The organism is Luteimonas yindakuii (assembly GCF_004803715.2).
GTDB lineage: Bacteria > Pseudomonadota > Gammaproteobacteria > Xanthomonadales > Xanthomonadaceae > Luteimonas > Luteimonas yindakuii.
In genome coordinates, this window is the sequence record NZ_CP039383.2 from 2737362 (window position 1) to 2755910 (window position 18549).

At 70.7% G+C, this 18549-nt stretch carries 19 protein-coding genes; 10 read left to right on the top strand and 9 right to left on the bottom strand.

The genetic code is table 11. From position 1 onward, the window contains the following. Nucleotides 1-85 precede the first annotated feature (85 nt). Together lpdA and aceF are read right to left on the bottom strand one after the other, a co-directional pair. The gene (gene lpdA, locus E5843_RS12705; protein WP_141066054.1) at nt 86-2005 is read right to left on the bottom strand and encodes a dihydrolipoyl dehydrogenase; all 1920 of its coding nucleotides are present in this window, start codon (nt 2003-2005) and stop codon (nt 86-88) included. Nucleotides 2006-2021: 16 nt separating this feature from the next. Continuing rightward, nucleotides 2022-3761: a dihydrolipoyllysine-residue acetyltransferase gene (gene aceF / locus E5843_RS12710; protein ID WP_136412844.1), complete on the bottom strand. Its 1740-nt coding sequence runs from the start codon at nt 3759-3761 to the stop codon at nt 2022-2024. Between the two features lie 266 nt (nt 3762-4027). Here aceF and E5843_RS12715 point away from each other — a divergent pair, with 266 nt between their 5' ends. Beyond that, the gene (locus E5843_RS12715) at nt 4028-4654 is read left to right on the top strand and encodes an OmpW/AlkL family protein (RefSeq protein WP_136412845.1); all 627 of its coding nucleotides are present in this window, start codon (nt 4028-4030) and stop codon (nt 4652-4654) included. Nucleotides 4655-4728: 74 nt separating this feature from the next. Here the strand turns inward: E5843_RS12715 and E5843_RS12720 are convergent, their stop codons facing one another. Both E5843_RS12720 and E5843_RS12725 read right to left on the bottom strand, forming a co-directional pair. Then, the gene (locus tag E5843_RS12720; RefSeq protein WP_136412846.1) at nt 4729-5289 is read right to left on the bottom strand and encodes a DUF1453 domain-containing protein; all 561 of its coding nucleotides are present in this window, start codon (nt 5287-5289) and stop codon (nt 4729-4731) included. Between the two features lie 39 nt (nt 5290-5328). Beyond that, nucleotides 5329-6261 (bottom strand): DMT family transporter, encoded by a 933-nt coding sequence (locus tag E5843_RS12725; RefSeq protein ID WP_425480718.1) that lies wholly within the window; start codon nt 6259-6261, stop codon nt 5329-5331. Between the two features lie 82 nt (nt 6262-6343). On the opposite strand from E5843_RS12725, the gene E5843_RS12730 reads away from it, so the two are divergent. The 4 genes from E5843_RS12730 to E5843_RS12745 all read left to right on the top strand — a co-directional run bounded on the left by E5843_RS12730 (nt 6344) and on the right by E5843_RS12745 (nt 9843). Next, nucleotides 6344-6952 (top strand): DUF1415 domain-containing protein, encoded by a 609-nt coding sequence (locus E5843_RS12730; RefSeq protein ID WP_141066055.1) that lies wholly within the window; start codon nt 6344-6346, stop codon nt 6950-6952. A 668-nt stretch (nt 6953-7620) separates the two neighbouring features. Further along, nucleotides 7621-8661 carry a cation diffusion facilitator family transporter gene (locus tag E5843_RS12735; RefSeq protein ID WP_134674286.1) on the top strand — a complete coding sequence of 347 codons (1041 nt, stop codon included), beginning with the start codon at nt 7621-7623 and terminating at the stop codon, nt 8659-8661. Continuing rightward, the gene (locus E5843_RS12740; protein ID WP_425478399.1) at nt 8658-8951 is read left to right on the top strand and encodes an ArsR/SmtB family transcription factor; all 294 of its coding nucleotides are present in this window, start codon (nt 8658-8660) and stop codon (nt 8949-8951) included. The genes E5843_RS12735 and E5843_RS12740 overlap by 4 nt, the downstream gene beginning before the upstream one ends. Before the next feature lie 85 nt (nt 8952-9036). Continuing rightward, a complete protein-coding gene (locus E5843_RS12745) occupies nt 9037-9843 on the top strand; it encodes an SDR family oxidoreductase (RefSeq protein ID WP_134674288.1) in 807 nt (268 codons plus the stop codon). A 34-nt stretch (nt 9844-9877) separates the two neighbouring features. Here E5843_RS12745 and E5843_RS12750 read toward each other — a convergent pair whose 3' ends face one another. Genes E5843_RS12750 through E5843_RS12760 form a run of 3 tightly spaced genes read right to left on the bottom strand, consistent with a single transcriptional unit; the run spans nt 9878 to nt 12290 of the window. Next, nucleotides 9878-10591 (bottom strand): HAD family hydrolase, encoded by a 714-nt coding sequence (locus E5843_RS12750; RefSeq protein ID WP_134674289.1) that lies wholly within the window; start codon nt 10589-10591, stop codon nt 9878-9880. Next, nucleotides 10591-11295 (bottom strand): pseudouridine synthase, encoded by a 705-nt coding sequence (locus E5843_RS12755; protein WP_134674290.1) that lies wholly within the window; start codon nt 11293-11295, stop codon nt 10591-10593. The genes E5843_RS12750 and E5843_RS12755 overlap by 1 nt, the downstream gene beginning before the upstream one ends. Beyond that, on the bottom strand, nt 11292-12290 hold the full coding sequence (locus tag E5843_RS12760; RefSeq protein ID WP_134674746.1) for a class I SAM-dependent methyltransferase: 999 nt from the start codon (nt 12288-12290) through the stop codon (nt 11292-11294). The genes E5843_RS12755 and E5843_RS12760 overlap by 4 nt, the downstream gene beginning before the upstream one ends. A gap of 175 nt (nt 12291-12465) precedes the next feature. On the opposite strand from E5843_RS12760, the gene E5843_RS12765 reads away from it, so the two are divergent. Then, nucleotides 12466-12726 carry a hypothetical protein gene (locus tag E5843_RS12765; protein ID WP_134674291.1) on the top strand — a complete coding sequence of 87 codons (261 nt, stop codon included), beginning with the start codon at nt 12466-12468 and terminating at the stop codon, nt 12724-12726. An 82-nt stretch (nt 12727-12808) separates the two neighbouring features. Here E5843_RS12765 and E5843_RS12770 read toward each other — a convergent pair whose 3' ends face one another. Continuing rightward, entirely contained in the window at nt 12809-15307 is a 2499-nt protein-coding gene (locus tag E5843_RS12770; RefSeq protein ID WP_141066056.1) for an ABC transporter permease, read from the bottom strand. After that, nucleotides 15304-16017 carry an ABC transporter ATP-binding protein gene (locus tag E5843_RS12775; protein WP_134674293.1) on the bottom strand — a complete coding sequence of 238 codons (714 nt, stop codon included), beginning with the start codon at nt 16015-16017 and terminating at the stop codon, nt 15304-15306. The genes E5843_RS12770 and E5843_RS12775 overlap by 4 nt, the downstream gene beginning before the upstream one ends. Nucleotides 16018-16207: 190 nt before the next feature. Between E5843_RS12775 and E5843_RS12780 the strand changes: the two genes are divergently transcribed. From E5843_RS12780 to E5843_RS12795, 4 genes are all read left to right on the top strand, one after another. Beyond that, nucleotides 16208-16909 (top strand): arylesterase, encoded by a 702-nt coding sequence (locus E5843_RS12780; protein ID WP_244240781.1) that lies wholly within the window; start codon nt 16208-16210, stop codon nt 16907-16909. Between the two features lie 106 nt (nt 16910-17015). After that, complete coding sequence (locus E5843_RS12785) at nt 17016-17588, top strand: DUF3016 domain-containing protein (RefSeq protein ID WP_244240782.1); 573 nt, start codon at nt 17016-17018, stop codon at nt 17586-17588. 6 nt (nt 17589-17594) lie between these two features. Then, nucleotides 17595-17879 carry a DUF4031 domain-containing protein gene (locus E5843_RS12790; RefSeq protein WP_136412847.1) on the top strand — a complete coding sequence of 95 codons (285 nt, stop codon included), beginning with the start codon at nt 17595-17597 and terminating at the stop codon, nt 17877-17879. Nucleotides 17880-18123: 244 nt separating this feature from the next. Continuing rightward, complete coding sequence (locus tag E5843_RS12795; RefSeq protein ID WP_136412848.1) at nt 18124-18537, top strand: BON domain-containing protein; 414 nt, start codon at nt 18124-18126, stop codon at nt 18535-18537. Nucleotides 18538-18549 lie beyond the last annotated feature (12 nt).

An 18549-nucleotide genomic window follows, 5' to 3' on the forward strand; every position in this document is an offset into this window, starting at 1 on the left:
TGCAGCCGAATCACACACCCTCTCCCGCATGCGGGAGTGGGTGCCTCGCAGCGGCGGGTGAGAGCCGCCCTGGGCGACCAGCCGCCTACTTGCGCTTGGGCAGGTACAGGTCGGTGATGGTGCCGTCGTAGACCTCGGCGGCCATGGCCACCGACTCGCTCAGCGTCGGATGCGGATGGATGGTGTGGGCGATGTCGGCGACTTCCGCGCCCATCTCGATCGCCAGTGCAGCTTCGGCGATCAGCTCGCCGGCGTGCACGCCGACAATACCGGCGCCGAGGATGCGGTGGGTCGCCTCGTCGAACACCAGCTTGGTGAAGCCCTCCGTGCGATCGAGGCCGATCGCGCGGCCGCTGGCGGCCCACGGGAACCTGCCGACACCGACCTTCAGGCCCTTGGCCCTGGCCTCGTTCTCGGTGACCCCGACCCAGGCGATTTCCGGATCGGTGTAGGCCACCGATGGGATCACCCGCGCGACCCACTCCCGGCTCTTATCGGGATCTCCTTCGCCCGCCGCGACTTCCGCCGCCAGCTTGCCCTCGTGCGTCGCCTTGTGGGCCAGCATCGGCTGGCCGACGAGATCGCCGATGGCGAAGATATGCGGCACGTTGGTGCGCATCTGCCGATCGACCTCGATAAAGCCGCGCCCGGTAACGTCGATCCCGGCCTTGTCCGCACCGATCCTGCCGCCGTTCGGGCTGCGCCCGACCGCCACCAGCACGCGGTCGAACGCGTTGGCGTCCGGCATGTTCTCGCCATCGAAGGTCACCTCGATCGCCTGCTCGCCGGCCTTCGCCTCGACCACCTTCGTCTTCAGGTGCACCGACACGCCCTGCTTCTTCAGGCGGTCGGCCAGCGGCTTGACCAGGTCGCGATCCGCGCCGGGCATCAGCTGGTCGGCAAGCTCCACCACCGTCACCTCGGCGCCCAGCGCGCGGTACACCGTGGCCATTTCCAGTCCGATGATGCCGCCGCCCACCACCAGCAGCCGCTGCGGCACTTCGGCCAGTTCCAGCGCGCCGGTGGAATCCATGATCCGCGGGTCGTCCCACGGGAAGCCCGGCAACTTCAGCGCCTGCGAACCGGCAGCGATGATGCATTGCTCGAAGCGGATGAGCTGCGTGTTGCCGTCGGCGCCGGCAACTTCGATCTCGTTCGCCGACACGAAGCTGCCGGTGCCGGCCACCACACGCACCTTGCGCTGCTTCGCCATGCCGGCCAGGCCCTTGGTGAGCTGGCCGACCACCTTGTCCTTGTAGCCACGCAACCTGCCGAGCGTGATCGTCGGCTTGCCGAAGTCGACGCCATACACGCTGGCGTGCTGTGCCTGGTCGATGACATCGGCCGCGTGCAGCAGCGCCTTGGACGGAATGCAGCCGACGTTGAGGCAGACGCCGCCGAGGTTGTCGTAGCGCTCGACCAGCACGGTGTCGAGGCCGAGGTCGGCGGCGCGGAAGGCGGCGGTGTAGCCACCGGGGCCGGAGCCCAGCACGAGGAGGCGGCATTCGACATCGGCCTTGCGGCCGCTGGCCGGTGCCGCGGTCGAGGGTTGCGATGGCGCACGCCGGGATTCCGCATCGGCCGACTGCGCCGTGCTGCCGTAACCCTTGGCCGTGGCGCCGCTTCTGCCCTCACCCGACGCACTGCGTGCGTCGACCTCTCCCGCAGGCGGGAGAGGTGTGTCACCAGCACCATCACGCGTGTTATGACCACCACCCGCAACGGCACCAGCGTCCGCTTCGGCGCCGTTACCTGCACCCGCATCGTCCGCTTCGATCACCGCGACCACGCTGCCCTCCGACAGCGTGTCGCCGACCGCGACCTTCAGTTCGCGTACCACGCCCGCCACCGACGACGGCACTTCCATGGTCGCCTTGTCCGACTCCAGCGTGACCAGGCCCTGGTCCTTCGCCACGGTGTCGCCGACGGCGACCAGCACCTCGATCACCGGCACATCGGCCTGGCCGCCGATGTCGGGCACCTTCACTTCCTGGGGATTTGCCATCACAGGTCTCCGCGCGTCACAGCAGGACGCGGCGCATGTCACCCAGCAGCTGGGCGAGATACGCGGTGAAGCGCGCGGCGGCGGCGCCGTCGATCACGCGGTGGTCGTAGGACAGCGACAGCGGCAGCACCAGCCGCGGCTTGAACTTCTCGCCGTTCCAGACCGGCTTCATCGCCGCCCTCGACACGCCGAGGATCGCCACCTCCGGCGCATTGACGATCGGAGTGAACGCGGTACCGCCGATGCCGCCGAGCGAGCTGATCGAGAAGCAGCCACCTTGCATGTCGGCCGGGCCCAGCTTGCCGTCGCGCGCCTTCTTCGCCAGTGCCGATGTTTCCTGCGCGATCTCGATCACGCCCTTGCGGTCGACATCGCGCACCACCGGCACCACCAGCCCGTTGGGCGTGTCGGCGGCGAAGCCGACGTTGAAGTACTTCTTGAGGGTCAGCGTTTCACCCGATGCATCGAGCGAGGCGTTGAACTCCGGGAAGGTCTTCAGCGCCGAGGCGCTGGCCTTGATCAGGAATGCGAGCATGGTCAGCTTGATGCCGGCCTTCTCGTTCTCCCTGTTGAGCTGGACGCGCAGTGCTTCCAGCTCGGTGATGTCGGCATCGTCGTGCTGGGTGACGTGCGGGATCATTGCCCAGTTGCGCGCGAGGTTGGCGCCGGAGATCCTGCGGATCCGCGACAGCGGCTGCTCTTCGACTTCGCCGAACTTCGAGAAGTCGATCTTCGGCCACGGCAGCAGGTCGAGCCCGCCACCGCCACTGCCCGCCTTGCCGGCCGACGTCGATGCACCCCCGGCGAGCGCGCCCTTCACGAACTTCTGCACGTCCTCGCGGGTGATGCGGCTACCGCGTGCGCTGCCGCCGACCTGCGACAGCTCGACGCCGAGTTCGCGCGCGAACAGGCGCACCGCCGGGCTGGCGTACGGCACCTTCTCGGGCAGCACGGCGTCGGCGTCGAAACGCACCGGCGCGGCGGACTTGCCCGCCGGGCGGTGTTCCATCGAGGCCCGTGCGATGTTGTCCGGGCGCGTGCCGGGCGAAGCCGGTTCCACCGGCGGGTCGTCGGTATGCGCCTGCGCCTGGCCCTGCGGCTGCGCCGGCAGCTTGCTTCCGGTGCTGGGCTGCTGCGCCGCGGCCTCGCCCTCGATCCGTGCGACAACGCTGCCGGCCGACACCGTGTCGCCGACCTTGACGGTCAGTTCGACCACGGTGCCCGCGAACGGCGCCGGCACTTCCATCGTCGCCTTGTCGGATTCAAGCGTGACCAGGCCCTGGTCCTTGTCGACGCGATCGCCCACCGCCACCAGCACTTCGATCACCGGCACGTCTTCCTGGCCGCCGATGTCGGGCACCGGCGCGTCCTGGACGCCGGCGGACGGCGCGGGCGTTTCCGCAGCGCCGGATGCCGACGCAGCCGGCTTCGACGCAGCCGGCTTCGACGCGGCCTTCGGTGCATCGGCCTTCGGCGCGGCAGCGGACGCGGCGGCAGCCGGGGCGTCATCGGCGGCGTCGGGCTCGATCATCGCCACCACCGTGTCCTGCGAGACCTTGTCGCCCTCCTTGACCCGGAATTCGCGCACGGTGCCCGCAAACGGCGCCGGCACTTCCATCGTGGCCTTGTCGGATTCCAGCGTCAGCAGGCCCTGGTCCTTTTCCACGCGGTCACCGACCGACACCAGCACTTCGATGACGGGCACGTCGTCATAGCCGCCGATATCCGGCACACGTGCTTCTTTGAGGTCGGCCATGCGGCGCTCCGCGCAAACGTAGGGGGGTGGCTATTGTGTCCCCCCGCGCAGCCCCCGCCAACCGCGGGTCCCGCGCGCGCGGCGTACACACACGTATGGCCTGAAAGCGCAACGGCCGGGCGACGACGCGCCGGCCAAAAACGCTGAAGCACCTGTGAAGGCTTTCCCGATCGATTCACGAACTGCAGGGGGATGTTCATTCGCCTGTCGATAGGGTGGCCGCGCCCTCTCCCCGGGGCACCACAACAAGATCGAGGAGATCCCCCATGACCATTTTCCGCACCCTGACCCTTGCGTCCGCACTGGCTCTGGCCACCACCCCCGTCCTTGCACAGGAGGGCGGTGACACCGCTTCCGGCAAGCGCTTCTCGGTGGTCGGCGGCGTCACCCTGATGGAACCGCATTCCGATCCCGCCACCGGTCTCGACATCGACGGCGGTCCCGCGCCGACCCTGAGCGCCACCTGGCACGTCACCGACAACTGGGGCGTCGAGCTCTGGGGCGCCGCCGACAAGTTCAACCACCGCGTGCGCGGCCCGGAAGGCAAGATCGGCACCATCGAGCAGCAGCCGATCGCGCTCAGCGGCCAGTACCACTTCGGCGAGGCCGACAACACCTTCCGTCCGTTCGTGGGCCTGGGCGTGTACGAGTCCAACATCAGCAACGAGGACATCGCCGGTGGTGGCGACCACATCGGCCTGACCACCCCGCGCGGTGCCATCGGCACCGTGGGCGTGGACCTCAACATCACCCCGACCTGGTTCGCCCGCGCCGATGCGCGTTACCTGCGCGCACGTTCCGATGCACGCGTGGGCAGCACCGGCGAGACCGTGGCCGGCGACCTCAAGCTGGATCCGTGGACCGTCGGCGTGGGTATCGGCGCGCGCTTCTGACCGCGCGCTTCCGACCACCCGTTCACGACAATCGATGCAGCACCGGGCGGACCCTTCGGGGTCCGTCCGTCGTTTCAGCGCCTGATCGACGGCCCGCGCCGTGCGCTGGAGTGGCGCAGGCGCCAGCGCAGGCCCCAGGCGTAGCCCAGCGATTGGCCGAGTACCAGCCCGCCCAGCGCGAACAGCGTGGCCCGCGCGGCGCGCCAGGCCTCGAGCGGGATCGCGCCGTTCCAGGCCTGCCAACCCTGCCAGAGCGTCCACACCACTTTCGCGGTCACCAGCAGTGACAGGCCCAGCGCGATCCAGCGCTCCGGCGTGTACCAGCGCAGGCCGTCGGGTGACCGGCTCACGCGCGTCATCGCAACCCGCACCGCCCCCAACGCGATGCCGGCCAGCGCACCACCCGCCGCCCATGCGGTGGCCGCGGGCGCCCACCACTGCTGCGCCAGCCAGGCACCGAAAAGCAGCATCGGCAGGGCCGGCAGCAGCAACCAGGCCTGCAATGCGAGTTGCCAGTCGCGCACCGGCCGCAGCACCGGGCCACGGCGGTAGCGCCACCACAAGGACAGCGGCCACGCCGCCACCACCAGCACCGGCAGCAGCAGGATCGCGAGCGGGGTCAGCAGCCAGGGCATCGCGGCCGGTCTCTGCTGGCGGTCATCAGAATGGTGGGCTCAAGGCGGGGTGTCCGCGGGACCGGAGGCCAGGTGATCCTGGGCGCGGATGCGTTCACGCCGCAGCAGGTACAGGCCGCTGGCGATGATGACCGCCGCGCCCATCCAGGTCATGCCGTCTGGCAATACGCCCCACACCGCGAGGTCCAGCAGCACCACCCACACCAGCCCGGTGTACTCCAGCGGCGCCAGCTGCGAGGCCTCGCCGAGTCGGAAGGCATGGGTCATCGCCACCTGCCCCAGTGCGCCGCTCACCCCGACCACAAGGATCGGCAGCACGTCGCGCAGCGCGATCGGCTGCCAGTCCGGCAGCGCCAGTGCACCGGCGCCGACCGCGATCATCGCCAGGAACCAGAACACCATCGACTGCACGCTGTCGCGCTGGGCCAGCATGCGCACGGTGATCGCCGCCCCCGCATAGCAGGCGGCCGCCAGCACCAGGACCAGCCCGGCGCCGGTGGCCAAGCCATCGGCGGTGGGGCGGAGCACCACCAGCACGCCGAGCAGGCCGACCACGATCGCCGCCCAGCGCCGCGGCCCGACCTTCTCGCCCAGCAGCGGCACCGCCAGCGCGCTGACGATCAGCGGCGACACGAACACGATCGAATACGCCGTGGTCATCGGCATCCGCGCGAGGCCATAGACGAAGCCCCACATCATCAGCACGCCGAGCGCGCCGCGCAGCAGGTGCAGGCGCCAGTGCACGTGCAGCAGCCCGCGCAGCGCGCCGCTCCAGACCACCCAGGCGAACACCAGCGGCAGCGCGGCCGCACCCCGCAGCGCGGCCACCTGCAGCGGCGGATAGTCGTCCGACAGCCACTTCATCCCGCCATCCATCAGCGCGAACAGCGCCACGGCCAGCAGCATCCACAGCGTCGCGCGGGTGGGATCGAACTGCGGCGCGGTGGCGTTCGATGCGGAAGCGGCAGGCATGCGGGCGGCGGCGTGGGCGGGCCAGCTTAGCGCCGGCCTGCGCGCGTGCGCTATCGTGCGCCGCCCGCACGAGCCCACCGCCATGTCCGACGCAGCGCTGCCCGCCGACCCGGTCGCCATCACCCGCCGCTGGCTGGAGCGTGCGGTCATCGGCCTCAACCTGTGCCCGTTCGCGAAGGCGGTGGTGGTCAAGGACCAGGTGCGCTTCGTGGTCAGCGCGGCCACCACCGAGGAGGCGCTGCTGGAGGATCTCGCCGCCGAACTGGTGCACCTGCGCGACACCCCGGCCGAGCTCACCGATACCACCCTGCTGATCCATCCGCAGGTGCTCGGCGACTTTCTCGACTACAACGATTTCCTCGGCATCGCCGAGGGACTGGTGGCCGAACTCGACCTCGAGGGCGTGCTGCAGGTGGCGAGCTTCCATCCGCACTATCGCTTCGACGGCACCGCCGACGACGACATCGCCAATTACACCAACCGCTCGCCGTTTCCGACCCTGCACCTGCTGCGCGAGGACAGCGTCAGCCGCGCGGTCGATGCCTATCCGGATCCCGACGTGATCGTCGAGCGCAACGTGCGCACCCTCGACCGGCTCGGCCACGACGGTTGGCGGCGCTTGTTCGCAGACGCCACATCCGACGCGCCGCTCTCCACCCCTCTCCCGCACGCGGGAGAGGGGCAGGGGTGAGGGCAGGCACCACCGCTGCGCACACGCCGAATCAAACCCGGTTTCTTCCTGATCGAGGGGAGCTCGTCAGCATTCCGGGTGGCCCGCCACGGCCACAGGGGGATGCCCAGCCGGATATCTCCGCGTCCTGCTCCCACATCCGGCCGCCGGCCATCCATGGCCGGCTCTGGACATCCCCCTGCGGCCGCGGCGCGCTCCGACCTGTCGGCGCGTCTGGGAGAAGGTCAACGACGAAGGACGTCACGCCGTGATGGCAGTCGACGACTTCAGCTGCGCCGCTGTTGACTTCCATGCGGACTGCCGAACGCGCGAACGTGGTCGGCTGCAGGCGACGCAGCAGGAACCGCTGTTGATCCCGTCACCGGAGCCTGCGGACGCCTGAGCCCGTCGCGTGCACCGGGGGGTGTGCGGACAGCCGGCCATGGATGGCCGGCGGCCGGCCGTGGTAGCTGGACGCGGACTCCGGCCGGGGGAGCACACCCCCCGGTGCGCGCGGCGGGCAGCGCGGATCACAACGAAGCACTCCCGGGAACATTGCAGCCACGCCATCGCCTGTCAGTACTCGGCCAGTGATCTTCACTTCGCCCGCAGCAGCCATGCCGCCCCTCCGCGTTGAAACATAAACATATGTAGATATCATCGCTACGACCATCCCAGTACCGCCGGCCATGACCCCCGACCCCCACCACCAGCATCGACCCCACCCCGCCGCGGCCTCGCCCTGCGGCGATGGGCACGGTCACGGGCATGGCGACGATCACCACTCCGCCGGCCACGCGCACGTCGGCCATGACCACGGCCATGCGCACGCAGTGTCGGCACGCAACGAGAAGGTGGTCCTGACCGCGCTGGTGCTGACGGCGACGTTCATGGTGGTCGAGGTGATCGGCGGAGTGATCTCCGGCTCGCTGGCCCTGATCGCCGATGCCGGCCACATGCTCACCGATGCCGCCGCGCTGGGGCTGGCCTGGGCGGGTTTCCGCATCGGCCGCCGCGCCTCGGATGCACGCCGCACCTTCGGCTACATGCGGCTGGAGGTGCTCGCCGGCCTGGTCAATGCGCTGACCCTGTTCGCGCTGGTGGCGTGGATCCTGTGGGAGGCATTGCAGCGCCTGCGCGACCCGGGCGAGGTGCTGGCGGGCCCGATGCTGGTGGTGGCGGTGGCCGGGCTGCTGGTGAACCTGGCGGTGTTCGCGATCCTGCATCGCGGCGACCGCGACCACGTCAACATCCGCGGCGCGATGCTGCACGTGCTGGGCGACCTGCTCGGCTCGGTCGCCGCCATCATCGCCGCGCTGGTGATCCACGCCACCGGCTGGATGGCGATCGACCCGATCCTGTCGGCGCTGGTCTGCCTGCTGATCCTGCGCAGCGCGTGGTCGCTGCTGCGCGGTGCGTTCCACATCCTGATGGAGGGCGCGCCACCGGATATCGACGTGCATGCATTGCGCGACCACCTGCTCAGCGCCGTGCCGGGCGTCACCGAAGTGCAGCATGTGCATGTGTGGTCGATCACCTCCGGGCGCGTACTCGCCACGCTTGAGCTCGGTCTCGACGGCGGCGTCCATCCCGGCACCACGGTGGCTACCGTCAAGCGCGAACTGGCCGAACGCTTCGGCATCGGCCACGCCACGGTGGAGGTGCTGTGCGAACCACGCGGCGGCTGCGCGCTGGAGCGCACGCCGGCATCGACGGGATGCGGGCATTGATCAGCGCTGACGACCGCATCGACACCATCGCCGCCACCTACCGGCTGCTCGGCGATCCCACCCGCCTGCGCGTGCTGCTGGCCTGCCTCGACGGCCCGATCGCCGTCGGTGACATCGCCACACGCACCGGCGCCTCGCAGCCGCTGGTCAGCCACCACCTGCGGCTGCTGCGCGGCGCACGCCTGGTGCGCGGCGAACGCCGCCAGCGGCAGGTGTTCTACAGCACCGCGGATGCGCATATCCGCGACATGCTCATCGACATGCTCGAACACGTGGCGGAGCCGCAGTAGTCCACCCGCGTGCATGCCCGGCCTCCACGGCCGCTTCGCCAGCACGCCGCCACGCTGCAGCCATCGCCGCTCTGCGAGCACGTCCATGTCGATCGTTCCCGCTTCGCTTCCCTGGCTTCCACGCCCCCTGGCGGGGCGCGTGGTACTCGTTACCGGTGGTGCGCAGGGCATCGGCCGCGCGATCGCGCAGGCGGTGCTCGGCGCCGGCGGCCGCGTGGCCATCGGCGACCTCGATGCCGATGCAGGACGCGCCTGCCTCGCCGAATGGAACGCCGGCGACCACGCACTGTTCCGTCGCGTCGATGTCATGCGCGAACGCAGCGTGGCGGCGTTCGTCGAGGCCGCGCTGGCACGCTTCGGCCGCATCGACGGCGTGGTCAACAACGCCGGCGTGGTCGATCCGGTAGTGCCACCGCTGCCGGAGCTCGACTTCGCGGAGTGGAACCGGCGCCTGTCCAGCCTGCATGGTGCGTTCCTGTGCATTAGACATGCACTGCCCGCACTCGCGCGCAGCGAAGGCGGCGGTGCGGTCGTCAACATCGCCTCGACCCGCGCGCACCAGTCCGAGCCGCATGGCGAAGCCTATGCCGCGGCCAAGGGCGGACTGGTCGCCTTCACCCATGCGCTGGCGATCAGCGCCGGGCCACGGGTGCGGGTGAACTGCATCAGCCCGGGCTGGATTGCCACCGAAGCGTGGCAGGCACCGTCACGGCGGCGGCGGCCGAAACTGTCGCGCGGCGACCATGCGCAACATCCGGCCGGTCGCGTCGGGACGCCAGAAGACATCGCGACACTCGCGGTGTACCTGCTCGCCCCGGCGCTGTCGGGCTTCACCACCGGCCAGGAGTTCATCGTCGACGGCGGGATGTCGCGGAAGATGCAGTACGCCTGAGCGGTGCGTCGGGAAGACCGGCGCACCACCGGGGTCACTTGCGCGCTGCCGTGGAAGACGTGCGCGGCAGTGTCCGCAGCAGCGGCTCGAGCAACGCCTGCGCATGGGCGAGTGAATCGACGATGCGGTGGCCGAGCGCGCGCACGTCGTCGTCCGGCGCCAGCAGGTCGGGGACCTGCACCGGCGTCATGCCGGCCGCGAGTGCGGCGCGCACGCCGGTCGGCGAATCCTCCAGCACCAGGCAGTGCGCGGGATCCACGCCCAGTTGCCGTGCCGCCAGCAGATAGACATCCGGTGCCGGCTTGGGACGCGCAACGTCGCTGCTGGTGCACACCGCATCGAACCGCCACAGCAGGTCCGCCGCCGCGAGCTTGCGCAGCGCCAGCGGCCGCCAGGTGGACGTGGCCACCGCGCGCGGGATGCCATGCGCGGCCAGCAACTCGAGCAGGGCGACGATGCCCGGCCGGTGCGCGATGCCGGCTTCGGCGACCGCGATGTACAGCGCATGCCCGCGCGCCAGTACCGCCTGCGCGGCAGCGTCACCGATCAGGGCACCAAACTGCCGACGACACACCTCGTCCGAATGGCCGATCAGGCCCAGCCACCAGTCGTGGTCGATCCGCATGCCGTGTTCGGTGGCCGCGGTGCGCAGCGCATCGAGGATCGCGCGCTCGCTGTCGAGCATCAGCCCGTCCATGTCGAAGATCACGGCCGCCGGCAGGAACGGCAGCGGTGCGACCGGACTCATCACGACGTCGCGAACAGCGCCTGCACGTCGTCGGCTGTGAGCGCGCGCCAGTGGCCCTCGTCGAGTCCGTCGAGCGCAAGGCCACCGACGCGTTCGCGACGCAACGCGACCACGTGGTTGCCGACCGCGGCGAACATCCGTCGCACCTGGTGGTAGCGGCCTTCGTGCAGGACCAGCCGCGCCTGTCGCGGACCGAGCACGTCGAGTTCGGCAGGCAGCAGCGGCTTGTCGTCGGATTCCAGCAGCAACGTGCCGCTGGCGAACAGCTGCACTTCGTCGCCACGCAGGTCGGCGTCGAGGGTGGCGACATAGACCTTGGGCAGCGCCGACTTCGGCGAGATGATCCGGTGCAGCAGTGCGCCGTCATCGGTCATCAGCAGCAGGCCGGAAGTGTCGCGATCGAGACGCCCGACCGGTGACAGTACCGGGTTGCGCAGGCGGAAGCGCGGCGGCAGCAGGTCGTAGATCACCCGACCCGGGTCCCTGGTCGAGCAGGTGTAGCCGACCGGCTTGTGCAGCATCAACGCCAGGCCCTGCGGCGGATCCAGCGGCTCGCCATCGACGAACACCGCGCCTGGATCGACCACGTCATCGGCGTACAGCACGTCGCCGGCGGCATCGGTCACCCGGCCCTGGCGGCACAGCAGCATCGCCTGCTTGCGGCTGCCGTAGCCGAGGTTGGCGAGCAGGCGCAGCAGCTTCATGCGCGGCGCCTCGCGGTGATCACCTTGAACGCACCGCGCCCGGCCACGCTACGCACGTCGGTGAAGCCTTCCGCCAGCACCTGCTCGTACGGCAGTTGCCGGTTGGCGACCAGCCACAGTTCGCCACGTGGCCGCAGCGCCTGCGCCGCGGCGCGGACAAAGGCCTGGCCGAGTTCGGGGCGCGGCTCGCGCTGCTGCGCATGGAACGGCGGATTGCTGACGATGGCGTCGTAACGCCGCGGCAGGCCCGTGGTCACGTCGTGCCAGTGGAAGTCGAGCGTGGCGCGTGCCGCATGCGGTGCAAGGTTGCGCTCGGCCAGCGCCAGCGCGCGTGCGTCGGCTTCGTACAGATCCACCGTGCGCACGCCGGGACACTGGCGCAGCAGTGCATCGGCAATCACGCCGGCGCCGGCCCCGAGGTCGGCGACATCGCCGGCCAGGGTCGAGGGCAGGTGTTCGATCAGCAATGCGGTGGCGGCGTCGATGCGGTCCCAGGCGAACACGCCCGGCCGGCTCCACCAGCCCGGCGCGACTTCGCGCACCGCGTCGCCCTGGCGCCACTGCGCCGCCAACGCGGCATCACCGCCGCCACCGGCACGCGCCCAGAACACCCGGCATTTGTGCTTGGAAAGCGACGCCACCGGCCCGGCGATGCGGGCGAAATCGGCTTCGGCCGACTTCGCGCCCTCGTCGTTGGCCACACTGACCACCACGGTGGCGCCGTCGTCGGCCAGCGCAAGCGCCTGCGCGTACAGGGCGCGCGCCTCGTCGCGCTGGCGCGGCGGCAGCAGCAGCACCAGCGGCCAGCGCCGGCCGGCGTCGGCGTCCAGCGAAACCGCGAAACCGGCACGCTCCAGCGCCTGCGCCTGCGGGCGGAAGGTCTGCACGCAGGCCAGCTGCGGCCACTGCGAGGCATGCAGGGCAACCCCCGCACGCGCACCCAGGAACAGCGCATCCGGCACGCGCGCGATGCGTCCTTCGTTGAACGGCAGCATCAACGCATCGAGGGCGGAATCACTGGGCACACGGACACCGGGCAGGACGGAACAGACCGTGCATTCTACGCGGCGGCGTCTCGTGGCTCCGCGTCAACGCCGCAGGGCGCATCGTTTTCATCGTTCGGCAACGTCGGCGGCGGCACCCTGCAGGCATCCCCCAAGGAGACAGTCCATGCGCGCTCTTTTCGTTGGCGGCACGGTCGACAACAGCGAACTCGACATCGAGGGCGATACCCCGCCGACCCACTACCCGCCCGATACCGGCACAGGCACGCCGCGTTACCGGCTGCGCCGGATCGGTCGCCACGCCGACACCATCGCGTACGTGGTCTACGGCGCACCGGAACTGCCCGACGAGGAGGTGCAGCGCGTGGCCGAAGAGCGTGCCTATGCGCGCCGGTTCGAGGCGGAGGAATCAGCCGCGGCGGACTGAGCCGCAGACACGACGCGGAGTCAGCGCATCCCCGGATGCGCTTCGCGCCTACCCGGGCGACACGGCAGACCGCTCCCCGCGCTCAGCCCTGCAGCTCGCGCAGCGTCAGCGCCGGTGGCGCATCGAGCACGCGGCGGGTGGCGACCAGTCCCGCGACCAGCGTCACCGCCATGCCGAGCGCGCCGCCGACCGCGGCCATCGCCCAGTTGGGCTGCCACGGCAGGTCGAACACGCGGGTGGCGACCACGCCCGACAGCACCGACGCGGCGATCGCCGCCACCAGCCCGGACAGCAGGCCGATCGCGGCGAACTCCGATGCCTGCGCGGAGCGCAGCTGGCGCCGGCTGGCACCGAGCACGCGCATCACCCCGCCTTCGAGCAGGCGCTCGTCCTGGCTGGCGCTGACCGCCGCCAGCAGCACCAGCACGCCGGCCACCATCGAGAACCAGAACACCGCCTGCACCACCACCGAGACCTGGTCGGCGGTGGTGCGCACCTGCGCCAGCACCGCGTCGATGTCGATCACCGACAGGTTGGGGAAGGCGCCGACGAGATCCGCGGTGAAGCGCACGTCGTCGGCCGGCACGCTGACCGCGGTGATATGGCTGGCCGGGAAGCCGTCGAGCGTGCCCGGGGATGCCAGCACGAAGAAGTTCGGACGGAAGCTTTCCCAGTCGATGGTGCGCAGGCTGGTGATCGGCGCCTCGACGGTGCGACCGGCGATATCGAAGGTGATGCGGTCGCCCACCTGCCAGCCGAGCTGGCGGGCGAAGTTCTCCTCCACCGAGAACTCCGGCGCGGTCGCGTCCGCCGCCCAGATACGACCGTCGACCACGCGGTTGTCATCGCGCAGCGCCGCCACCGTCGACAGGTTGAACTCGCGCTCGGCACGCCGCCGGGTCTGGCCGTCCTCGTCGGCATAGGTCTGCGTGGTGACCGCTTCGCCGTTGCGCGCGATGAAGCGTGCGCGGACCATCGGGAACAGCTCCGGTGCATCCAGCCCGCGCTCGGCCATGAACGCACGCACGGGATCGAGCTGCGGCGGCTGCACGTTGACGATGAAACGGTTGGGCGCGGTTTCCGACAGCTGCAGCTGCCAGCGGTCGAGCAGGTCGGTGCGCACGAAGGTCAGCAGCAGCAGCGCCATCAGCCCGAGCCCGAGCGCGGAGACCTGCGCGATGCTGGTGCCGGCGCGCCGGCTTACGTTCGCCAGGCCGTAGCGCAGGCCGCCACGCAGGCGCCCGCGCAGGCGGCGCACGACGACGATCAGCGCCCAGGCGATCAGCGCCAGTACCGCCAGCGTGGCGGCGATGCCGGCCAGCATCGCGCCGGCCAGGTCCGCCGAGCCGGCCTTCCACCACAGCAGCGCGCCGAGGCCGGCGAAGCCGGTCACGGCCACCACCAGCGCGGTCGGCTCCACCGGGTCGAGGTCGCGACGGATCACCCGCAGCGCCGGCACCCGGCGCAGGGCGAGCACCGGCGGCGCGCCGAACGCCAGCAGCACCACCAGTCCCACGCCTAGGCCCTGCAGCGCCGGCAACACGGTGGCGGCCGGCAGGTCGAGTTCGAGCTCGCGCGCGATCCAGCCACCGACGAACCACTGCAGCGCGAACGCAAGCGCAATGCCGATCGCGCTCGCCAGCACGCCCAGCAGCACCAGCTCGCCGACATGGATGCCGACCAGCGTGCGCTGGCTGGCGCCGAGGCAGCGCATCACCGCCGCGCCCGACAGGTGCCGCTCGCTGTGCCGGCGCGCGGCCATTGCCACTGCCACCGCGGCCAGGACCACCGACACCAGCGCGGCGAGGCCGAGGAAGCGGCCGGCACGGTCGAGGCCGGAGCGCACTTCCGGGCGCGCGTCCTGGATCGTCTCCAGGCGCTGGCCACGGCCGAGGGTGTCGCGCACGCCGTCGGCGAAGCCTTCCACCGCCGCGGTGTCGCCCGCCACCACCAGCCGGTAACGGATGCGGCTGCCCTCCTGCACCAGGCCGGTGGCGGGCAGGTCGGCGAGGTTGAGGAACACCTTGGGCGCGACGTTGAAGTAGTCGATCGAGGCGTCCGGCTCCTGCGCCACCAGGGCCGCGAGGCGGAAGCTCGCCTCCCCCAGCACCACGGTGTCGCCGACGCGCGCATCGAGGGTGTCGGCACCGGCGCGGCTCAGCCACACACTCCCGGGTTCGGGGATGCCGGCGGCATCGCGCTCGGCACCGCCGGCCGCGTCGACGAGGCGGAACGCGCCGCGCAACGGGTAGCCCTCGCCGATCGCGCTGAGGTCACCCAGGCGCAGGTCGTCGCCGACCCGGATCATGCTGTCGAGCGCGACCGTTGCGGTCTGCCGCAGGCCGGCGGCGCGCGCGGCCTCGCGCACGCTGTCGTCGATCGGCGCATCCGAGCGCAGGATCGCGTCGCCGCCGAGCAGGCGGTTGGCCTGCTGCGCGAGCGCGCGTTCGGCGCGGTCGGTGACGAAGCCGACCGCGGTCACCGCCAGCACCGCCAGCACCAGTGCGGCCAGCATGATGCGGACCTCGCCGGCGGCGAGATCGCGCCTGAACTGGATCCACGCGAGGCGTGCGGTCCTCATGCCACCAGCCGCCCGCCGTCGATGCGCAGCACGCGCCGGCAACGGCTGGCGAGATGGTCATCGTGCGTCACCAGCACCAGCGTGGTGCCGGTGTCGTGGTTCATCGCGAACAGCAGGTCGATCACCGCCTGGCCGGTGCGGGTATCGAGGTTGCCGGTGGGTTCGTCGGCAAACAGCACCGAAGGCCGGGTCACGAACGCGCGCGCCAGCGCGACGCGCTGCTGCTCGCCGCCCGACAGCTGCCGCGGATAGTGTTGCAGGCGCTCGCCCAGCCCCACGCGCGTCAGCTCCGCTTCGGCCGGGCCACGCGCGTCGGCGTCGCCACGCAGCTCCAGCGGCAGCATCACGTTCTCCAGCGCGGTCAGCGACGGCAGCAGCTGGAAGTTCTGGAACACGAAGCCGACCTTGTCGGCGCGCACGCGGGCGCGGCCATCCTCGTCGAGCCGCGAGAGCTCGGTGCCGTCGAGTTCCACCGTGCCCGAGGACGGCACGTCAAGTCCCGCCAGCAGCGACAGCAGCGTGCTCTTGCCGGAGCCGGAGGCGCCGACCACGGCCACGCTGTCGCCGCGTGCGATCTCGAAATCGATTCCGTCGAGGATGACCAGTTCACCCGAGGCCAGGGCGACGCGTTTGCCCAGGCCCTGCACGCGCAGCACGGGTTCGCCAGTGGCGGTCGATGACGGGATGGCGGACGGCGACGAATCGGGCATGCGGGATCCTGTTGCGGGCGCGGCGCGCCTGCACGGCGCCGGCATCGACATGGGGGCGTCGAGTGTACGGGCCGGCCCGCACGGTCGTGCATGTGCCACATGGGATGGAGCGGGCCGCGCCGCGCCGTCCACGCGCGGTTGTGCGCGCCGGGCCTAAGCTGTGCGGGCCCTGCCGAATGGAACCATCCGCATGCCCCCTCGCCTGTCGCCTGCCGCCCTCATGCGTGCTCCGTGGCTGCTCGTCGCCTGGCTGCTGCTGGCCCTGTTGCCGACCCAGGCAATCGCACAGGACGCCGCGGCGACCGTTCCACCGCCGCCGACGCGCACGCTGCTGGTGATGGGCGACTCGCTGTCGGCCGGCTACGGCATGGCCGCGAACGAGGGCTGGGTGGGCCTGCTGGCGGACCGCCTGCGCGGCAGCCATCCCGGCTGGACCGTGGTCAACGCCAGCATCAGCGGCGAGACCTCCGCGGGCGGTTCCGCGCGCATCGTCGACGAGGTGGTGCGCCACCGCCCGGGCGTGGTGGTGATCGCGCTCGGTGCCAACGACGGCCTGCGCGGCCTGCCGCTGCGCGAGATGCGCCGCAACCTCGCGCGGATGATCGGTGCCGCACAGTTCGTCGGCGCCGACGTGCTGCTGGTCGGCATGCGCATGCCACCCAACCTCGGTGCCGACTACACCCGCGGCTTCGAGGCCGTGTACCGCGACCTGGCGAAGCTGTTCGACGTCGAGCTGGTGCCATTCCTGCTGGAGCCGGTGGCGATGGACCGCGGCAGTTTCCAGCCCGACAACCTGCATCCCACCGCGCGTGTGCAGCCGGCGCTGCGCGACCATGTGTGGGCGTCGCTGGCGCCGATGGTCGGGCGTGCCGAGGCGTCGATGCACGACTGAACATGGCGACAACTGCACGCATCGGATCCGCTACGCGGCACCGTGATCGCTTGAACGTCACCTGCCGCGCTCGCACACTGCATCGACACACCGCTGGAGCGTCGCGATGAACCTGTCCGCCTTTCCGCGCACCGCGGCCACCGCCCTCGCGATGTCGTTCACCCTGCTGCTCTCCGCCTGTGCCGGCACCCCCGTACGCGACGTGACCGCTGCCGACGCCCCGCGCGCATTGCCGGAAACCTCCGGCGTGTCGGTGTCGTGGAGCGACCCTGCCAATTTCTCCGACCTGCGTCGCAGCTCCAACCGCTGGGAATCGAAGCGCGGCGACTGGGTCAACGATCTCGCGTCGCACCTGCAGCAGTCCGTCACGCGGGCGCTGCCGGCCGGCGAGCGCGCGGCGATCACCATTACCGACATCCGCCGTGCCGGCGATTACGAGCCGTGGAACGGCCCGCAGATGAACGACGTCCGCATCATGCGCGACATCTACTGGCCGCAGATCACCCTGCAGCTGCGCCGCACCGATGCGACCGGACGCGAACTCGAGGGTGGCGAGCGCGTGCTGCGCGATCCGGCGTATCTCACCTCCGGCGTGCGTTCTCCGCGTGGCAACGAGGCGCTGTACTACGAGAAGCGCATGGTCGACGACTGGGTGCGCCGCGAGTTCGGGGCACGCTGAGCGCGGATGGCGGTCTACGTCGACGATGCGGTCACGCTGTGGCGCGGGCGTCGCTGGGCCCATCTGATGGCCGACACCCTCGACGAGTTGCATGCGTTCGCGGCCGAACTGGGCATTCCGCGCCATGCCTTCCAGAACCGCACCAGCGGCGCGCACTACGACGTGCCGGCGGACCTGCGCGAACGCGCACTGGCGCTGGGCGCGGTACCGATCTCGCGGCACCGCGACCGCGAACAGGTACGCGCGGTGATCGCCAATGCACGCGCGCAGGGGCGTGGCGAAGCGGATTAGCCCATCCGCGCCGCGCCTTGCGCGTGTCTGCCTTCGAGCGCGTTTTGCCGGACACACGCGGAACGTGGCCATCCCGGCCCGGCCCAAGCCGGAGCGGACGCGCGAGTTCCACCACTCATGCGAGGTTGGGCAGGATGAAGGCCGTAAGCGTTTCCCGTTCATCCGCACGCCCATCCGGTCACGTCTCTTGAACGTACGTGGCGAAACACTCGCCCCACACCTTCGCAACACGAGAGGTACCGCCATGAACCGTTTCCGCACTTCGCAAACCGCGCTCGCCCTGGCCCTGTCGGCCGGCCTCGTGTTCGCCGCTGGCACCGCGCTGGCCGACGACACACGCGCGCAGACCACGGACCGCCTGGCCAAAGCCGATTCCGACCAGCCGGTCAACGACACCTGGATCACCACCAAGGTGAAGTCGAGCCTGCTGGCCGACAGCGATGTCGCCGGCATGGACATCCGCGTGGTCACCAACAACGGCGTCGTCGGCCTGTCGGGCAATGTCGAAAGCCAGGCCCAGGCCGACCGCGCGAAGCAGATCGCGCAGGACATCGAAGGCGTATCGCGCGTCGATGATTCCGGCCTGACCGTAGGCAGCACCGATGCCAACCGCGGCAGCGACGAGAACGCGCGCGACAACACCCGCGACCGCAACTGAGTGCATCGACGC

What these genes read in the sequence shown, in the direction of transcription:
- aceF (WP_136412844.1), bottom strand. Translation starts at nt 3,761, where the DNA reads ATGGCCGACCTCAAAGAAGCACGTGTGCCGGATATCGGCGGCTATGAC.
- E5843_RS12795 (WP_136412848.1), top strand. Translation starts at nt 18,124, where the DNA reads ATGAACCGTTTCCGCACTTCGCAAACCGCGCTCGCCCTGGCCCTGTCG.
- E5843_RS12725 (WP_425480718.1), bottom strand. Translation starts at nt 6,261, where the DNA reads ATGCCTGCCGCTTCCGCATCGAACGCCACCGCGCCGCAGTTCGATCCC.
- E5843_RS12720 (WP_136412846.1), bottom strand. Translation starts at nt 5,289, where the DNA reads ATGCCCTGGCTGCTGACCCCGCTCGCGATCCTGCTGCTGCCGGTGCTG.
- E5843_RS12770 (WP_141066056.1), bottom strand. Translation starts at nt 15,307, where the DNA reads ATGAGGACCGCACGCCTCGCGTGGATCCAGTTCAGGCGCGATCTCGCC.
- E5843_RS12780 (WP_244240781.1), top strand. Translation starts at nt 16,208, where the DNA reads ATGCCCCCTCGCCTGTCGCCTGCCGCCCTCATGCGTGCTCCGTGGCTG.
- E5843_RS12735 (WP_134674286.1), top strand. Translation starts at nt 7,621, where the DNA reads ATGACCCCCGACCCCCACCACCAGCATCGACCCCACCCCGCCGCGGCC.
- E5843_RS12750 (WP_134674289.1), bottom strand. Translation starts at nt 10,591, where the DNA reads ATGAGTCCGGTCGCACCGCTGCCGTTCCTGCCGGCGGCCGTGATCTTC.
- E5843_RS12715 (WP_136412845.1), top strand. Translation starts at nt 4,028, where the DNA reads ATGACCATTTTCCGCACCCTGACCCTTGCGTCCGCACTGGCTCTGGCC.
- E5843_RS12775 (WP_134674293.1), bottom strand. Translation starts at nt 16,017, where the DNA reads ATGCCCGATTCGTCGCCGTCCGCCATCCCGTCATCGACCGCCACTGGC.
- E5843_RS12730 (WP_141066055.1), top strand. Translation starts at nt 6,344, where the DNA reads ATGTCCGACGCAGCGCTGCCCGCCGACCCGGTCGCCATCACCCGCCGC.
- E5843_RS12760 (WP_134674746.1), bottom strand. Translation starts at nt 12,290, where the DNA reads ATGCTGCCGTTCAACGAAGGACGCATCGCGCGCGTGCCGGATGCGCTG.
- E5843_RS12765 (WP_134674291.1), top strand. Translation starts at nt 12,466, where the DNA reads ATGCGCGCTCTTTTCGTTGGCGGCACGGTCGACAACAGCGAACTCGAC.
- E5843_RS12745 (WP_134674288.1), top strand. Translation starts at nt 9,037, where the DNA reads ATGTCGATCGTTCCCGCTTCGCTTCCCTGGCTTCCACGCCCCCTGGCG.
- lpdA (WP_141066054.1), bottom strand. Translation starts at nt 2,005, where the DNA reads ATGGCAAATCCCCAGGAAGTGAAGGTGCCCGACATCGGCGGCCAGGCC.
- E5843_RS12790 (WP_136412847.1), top strand. Translation starts at nt 17,595, where the DNA reads ATGGCGGTCTACGTCGACGATGCGGTCACGCTGTGGCGCGGGCGTCGC.
- E5843_RS12755 (WP_134674290.1), bottom strand. Translation starts at nt 11,295, where the DNA reads ATGAAGCTGCTGCGCCTGCTCGCCAACCTCGGCTACGGCAGCCGCAAG.
- E5843_RS12785 (WP_244240782.1), top strand. Translation starts at nt 17,016, where the DNA reads ATGAACCTGTCCGCCTTTCCGCGCACCGCGGCCACCGCCCTCGCGATG.